This window comes from Acinetobacter tianfuensis (genome assembly GCF_003611465.1).
Lineage (GTDB): Bacteria > Pseudomonadota > Gammaproteobacteria > Pseudomonadales > Moraxellaceae > Acinetobacter > Acinetobacter tianfuensis.
The window spans coordinates 1-1,309 of the sequence record NZ_RAXV01000084.1 but is presented as its reverse complement, the minus strand read 5'-3'; the positions used below and the strand labels follow the sequence as shown (position 1 = coordinate 1,309).

Annotated in this window: 1 protein-coding gene and 1 other annotated feature; the gene reads left to right on the top strand. The window is 41.0% G+C overall.

The features are described from left to right. Positions 1-50: 50 nt before the first annotated feature. Positions 51-1,270, top strand: a protein-coding gene (locus D7V32_RS16925) for an IS3-like element ISAba34 family transposase (protein ID WP_085944009.1) whose coding sequence is annotated in 2 segments (ribosomal slippage) — positions 51-327 and positions 327-1,270 — 1,221 coding nt in all. Because the reading frame shifts where the segments join, the coding sequence is not laid out codon by codon here. Continuing rightward, positions 326-442: a sequence feature (AL1L pseudoknot), on the top strand. It overlaps the preceding gene by 117 nt. Positions 1,271-1,309: the final 39 nt, after the last annotated feature.

Sequence of the window (1,309 nt, the reverse complement as noted above, 5' to 3'; positions counted from 1 at the left end):
TGAACCGTACCGGGTTTGTCGGAGACTCAGTATTCTGAGAGAATGTTCCGATGACCAAATTAAAATATACCCCTGAAATCAGAGAAAGAGCGGTTCAATTATTGATTGAATCTGAAAAAGACTATCCATCTAATTGGGCTGCGATCACAGCTATTGCGCCTAAGATTGGTTGTACTCCTGAAACACTTCGTGCTTGGCATCAAAAGCATTTAGATGAGCAAAATCCTATCAAAGTACAACAGATCTCTGATCAAGAAAAAATGAAGCAAATGGAACGTGAAATCAAAGAATTAAAGCGTGCCAATGAAATTCTGCGTAAAGCAGCCGCTTTTTTCGCCCAGGCGGAGCTCGACCGCCCACACAAATAATGGTGGATTTCATCCATAACAATAAGGCGTTATATGGTGTTGAGGCGATTTGTAGGATTTTACCGATCTCAGCTTCTACCTATTATCGAACACTAGATATTGCTGAAAACCCAGAACATCGAGCAAAGCGAGATCTACATGATTTGCATCATGCTGAACAAATTAAACGAATTTGGAAAGAAAGTTCAGGTCGATATGGTGTACGTAAAGTTTGGCAACAACTGAAACGTGAAGGTTATGTTATTGCACGCTGTACAGTGGTTCGCTTGATGAAGAAGCTAGGTATACAGGGTGTTTGGCGTGGGAAGAATAAATACACCACCCGTAGCCGAGATGATCAAAAAAGAGCGGATGATTTAGTGAAACGTAATTTTACTGCTGATTATCCAAACCAACTATGGGTCGGTGACTTCACGTATATTCAAACTCATTCAGGCTGGGTCTATACCGCCTTTATTATTGATGTGTTCTCACGAGCGATTGTTGGATGGAAAGTATCAACACGTATGAATACAGACATGGTGCTCGATGCACTAGAGCAAGCATTGCATGACCGAGGTATGCCTAAGAATGTGATTCATCATTCAGATAGAGGTGTTCAATATCTTTCAATTCGCTATACCAATCGTTTAGAAGCAGCAAATTTACGAGCATCAGTCGGTACGACCGGTGATTCATACGATAACGCTTTGGCTGAAACAGTGAATGGGTTATACAAAACAGAGGTGATTGAATATTTAAAAGCAGACTGGCAAGGTTTAGCGGATGTACAACTTGCGACATTAAATTGGGTAGATTGGTTCAACAAAAAGCGTGTACACAGCGCATTGGGTTATGTATCGCCTTTTGAGTTTGAAGCAATGTACTATGATAAGATTAACCCGTTAGGTCACGTGGCCTAACTTAAATAAAAATGTCTCCGACAAACCCGGTACGGTTCA